Genomic DNA, 4,441 nt, shown 5'->3' on the forward strand with positions numbered 1-4,441 from the left:
ATCCAATACTTTGCTACTAAAGACAGCCAAACTTTTAGTATGGAGTATGATGACGTAAGTAGCATTTCTACTATTCCTATTGTTGTGTCTCCAGAAAATCAAAAATGCAGTGCGATTTATGAAGGAGATAATCTAGGGAAATACAATATTTTGGGGTTTTTATATAATCGCGAGCGATTGTTGAATAATCATTTCAAGAATATAGAATCTCCTGAAGCCTTTACCTATAAAATTACTTTTGCTCTACTGGCATATATTTCACTTCAAATTTTATTTGAATCGAGCAAAAAAGGAATATTTATTCCTATATTAAGACTTCATTTGACGGGCAAGGATAACCCCTCTCCTGAAGAGGAGTTTATACGCTCTCTGTTTTTAGTTTTGTCCCATCTTCTCAATGAAAAGAATCGTTCTAATTCTCAAGGATTTAAAATTGGAAATACCTCCTCTTTTAAAATCAAGAATGGATTGAGTTCTCTATACTGTATTTTACCTAAGAAGTTTAAATTCGACGATCCTGTCGAAGCTAGGAAAATAGAGAAGTTGGCGATTGTCATCGTCTCTAGTCGAGAAAGCGACCGAAGTAAAAAGGGAGACTACAAAATTACTAACTTAATGGGAGAAGCGATCGCCATCCAACACCAAGAAAAAGATAATAGTATTAGACTACAAAGCTATGGTACTTTTTCTGGTAATTATGGAAGTCAAGATATCTACAGTCATCCAGATTGTTTGCTCGATAAATTTAATCTACTTTATCAACACGGGTATAGACACTTTTTGTATATTGCTAAGTCTCCATACTCTAGTACTTTAAATATGATTAATACTGAGCAAGACAAAGAGTTATTCTTTATGTCTAAGGAGCTGGTAAAATCGGTCAGAGGTAACAAAGAAGACATGAAGATTTATCCAGTTTTTTTCGATCGATACTCTGTCCTTAAAATAGGCAAACCTGAGATTGACTCCCTTTATATTCAAGATATAGCAGAACTCACAGAGATAGTTAAAGACCCCAGCAAAAAGTCGGTGGTATTTTTTAATTTGTTTAATGGCATAACTGTCCCTGGTGGAGAACGTTATTATAATGGAGTCATGTCTTATTCGACTTTATTAAATGTTTATGATAATATCCTCGACGATAAGGATATTCATTTAGGTCTAATTGATGATGGCGATCTCAAGCGAGACATCTTGCAGTATCTAACTCTATTCCACTTCTCTCGTTACGAATCACCTAGTAAAAAAGTCAATCTTAAACTTAATCCTTATCAAAATATTATTGGCGATGATTCGGTTGGATGTAGATCGATATTCACGCACATGAAAAGTGGAGTTAAATTTAATTTGTTGTCATTTTTAACTGAAGTCAGAAGAGCTTTGAATGTCCAACCGGAAAGCGAGGATGTAGAAGAATGTCAGAGTTAGGACAGGATTTAGGTCGGCTGTTTGAAGTCGGTTTCAATGTGGGAATACTTGCCTATATCGAGCAAAATCAGATCGCTCATAACTTTGGCAGCTTATATCGTCAAGATTTGCAGCAGGTGAGTTTTTCCAAAATGCTCAGACGATTGGCTGACAAGGAAAAAGTAATTAGCCAACAACATAGACAAATCGTTGAGAAGTGGAGTACATTTTTCTTCCAAAAAGGCTTCCTAGCTGGATTGAATTTTCTTGGTGAGTATTTTGAAGCTACTGGTTGGAGTAAACATCATCTTAAACGCACAGAAATACTCTACTATCAGTGTAGTTTTGCTGATGATAATAGTATCGGAACTTATCCTAAAGGTGAACAAGCAGGATTTATAGAATTACTCTCTCAGTTTAATAAGCCAAATATAGATTATCAAAAATATACAAGTAAAGGTGAATTTCTCCGTGCAGATACTCTAATTTTGATTCGTTCCCCCAAAGAATTGAAGCTTCTGTGTATAGACTATTCTATTTTTTCAATCAAGTCGATTCGAGACTTGGTAGATGTAGAGAATGTTGAGGTTCTCCGTAGCCTTTTGCTAAGTGAAATTAGTTATCTAAAATCTAAAAGTGTTTTCGCTAATTTAAGTTTAGATACCAAGAATTCAAGTTTCGATATATCTGAGAGTTTAGCGCGTTATTACACCGCATTCAAAAGAAAAGATAAAGAAAGCGTTAAAATGATTCAAGCAGGAAGCTATGCTCATAGTTTCCTCAAATTCATCACAGAACAAGAGATAATATCTAGTGAAGTTCCACTGACTGTTAATGTTATTGGTTACAGCGATCGTGGGATTAGCTCGATGTCTCTCAATCGGGAAAATTTACATACTTTGGAAACTTGCTATAAAATCTATAAAAATGAGAGAGCGGATTTAAGTATCCCAGAATCACGTCAAGAAATTTTAAACATCATTAAACGAAGGGCTGTTAAAAGCTTCCATCAGGGAGGTCGAGAATTTATCGATGGATTGTTAGATATTTCTGCTGATGGGATTAGCGAGATTACACTGCAAGAGAAGATCGAAGACTTTCAGAATTCAATAGATATTATTCCTCCAGCAATTGCCACAGAACTACAACTAGACTCTAATTTAAATCTCAGAGATGCTCATGCCGAATTAATTAAAAAAGCATTAGGCTCGGATGCTACCTATGTGTTTTTAACTGGAAATCCAGGAATTGGTAAGACAACCGCAATTACAGAGTTTCTCAAAAGTCAAGATTGTTTAGCTGAAGGATTTTTATTCTTTTATGTTAGCCCTCGCAATCAGGTTAACTTAGATATTATTGAAAAATTGACAATTCCTAGCACAAAACTACTGGGTGATGACAGAATTATCACGCTCGACACTAATGCAAATCTAATAAAAAATCATGGTGGGCAATGTACGGTTAATTATTTATCCAACCTCCGTAATGGAAATTTTCAAGAACAGTCAGTTCATTTTATCGATCGACGTAGTGAATTAACTTCTCCAACAGCATCCTTAAATAGTCTCAAAAGAATAACAGAAGACCGAATTGAAGACATTGGGCAAAGAAATCGGGGTGTCCTAGATAGTATTTCTGAAGCCATTCACACAGTCATTAATCGCCAAATATCAAATAATATCGTTGCCACTGCTTCAATTCAGTCCCTCAAGAAGACTCACAATGGACGGGACACATTAGTTCATCTTGAGAAAATATTTAAAGATATCTACAACGAAAAAGCGGGAAAAGTAATCGAGAAAAAACGAGCCGAACTAGCGGGTAGGATCGAGCATGTATTTATTATGCTCGATGAAATCACTGGCGATGAAAGTGGAGTTGATTTCTTAAACGGAGTCAGTAACCTATTGAAAAAGTATGGTTTAACCAACACTAATTCTGGTTTCAATACTAAAATTATCGTTGCTGATGCTTCAATTGTCGATCCACAGGTCATTACTCAACATCTATCTGAAACAACCCCAGAACCAAATAAAATATTTTTCAGAAAAGTAAATAAATATCCTCTACCATTATCTTACAAGTCATTCACTTTCAAGGGATTACCATCTATTATTATCAATGCTAATTCCTATCCAGCTAAAAGTTTGGAAATAAAATATCGTGTCTTCATCGAAAAGAGAAAATTTAATGATAAGGCTTATTCAACGAAGAAATCAGACCTGACCAATAAAGTTCAAGACCGGATTGCCGAGGATGTAATCGAATTATTGTCTCTTCAATCTTCTCAAATTATAGTTTATGTTCAAGATAAAAGTAGGCTAGCCACTTTAATTGAAAGTATCAAGCAGAACAAAAATAGATTTGATAAATATCAAGATTACTTGGAAATTCATGCTAGTCTCTCCGAACAAGATAAGCTGAATATTTATCAATATAAAGATTCGGTTAAAGTAGTTTTTATGACGGCTTCTGCCAGTAGAGGATTATCTTTTCCCCAAGCCAAACACATTTTAGTTGATATCCCTCGATTTGAAATTGAGAAAAACTTAATGGAAGTCATTCAGGTGATTTACAGAGGTCGCGGAGATATAAAAATAGATGGAGAAGATAAACAGTTGATTTTCTATCTGTCCGAACAAGCAATTTATTATAATGATGAGCCAAAGCTAACTTTACAAGAAAGTGTTCTGAGTTTACTAAACATTTTAGTAATTTTAAAAACCTCAATCATGACTAGGATTGTTGGCTCTGGTCAAATCGGACACGACCACTTTCTCATGGTACCTATTGGTGGAAAATCAGTTTTGGCTGCTGGTCAAACCTTCAGCGACAAAATGCATACATTGATTAGAAATCTCAAAAAAGAATATAATAAACGACCTAATGATAATCTATTGCAGACAGTTTATCTGAATTTAGAGCAGTTGCTTAGTTCGGCAGAAATAGTGTTGAGCTATCCTTCCGACCGAACTGAATTACAAGGTAGCTCTTATCTCGATCTACGCGAGTCATTAACCAATCAATTCTTAAA

General features: G+C 35.0%; 1 protein-coding gene and 1 pseudogene. Both read left to right on the forward strand.

All coding sequences use genetic code 11. From position 1 onward, the window contains the following. Positions 1-1,428: pseudogene (locus tag RMO79_RS12070) on the forward strand (hypothetical protein); the annotation flags it as partial. After that, a partial coding sequence (locus tag RMO79_RS12075; RefSeq protein ID WP_310483410.1) for a helicase-related protein occupies positions 1,416-4,441 on the forward strand: 3,026 nt, incomplete at its 3' end. The pseudogene RMO79_RS12070 and the gene RMO79_RS12075, both read left to right, overlap by 13 nt.

This window comes from Chamaesiphon sp. VAR_48_metabat_403, assembly GCF_031422475.1.
GTDB lineage: Bacteria > Cyanobacteriota > Cyanobacteriia > Cyanobacteriales > Chamaesiphonaceae > Chamaesiphon.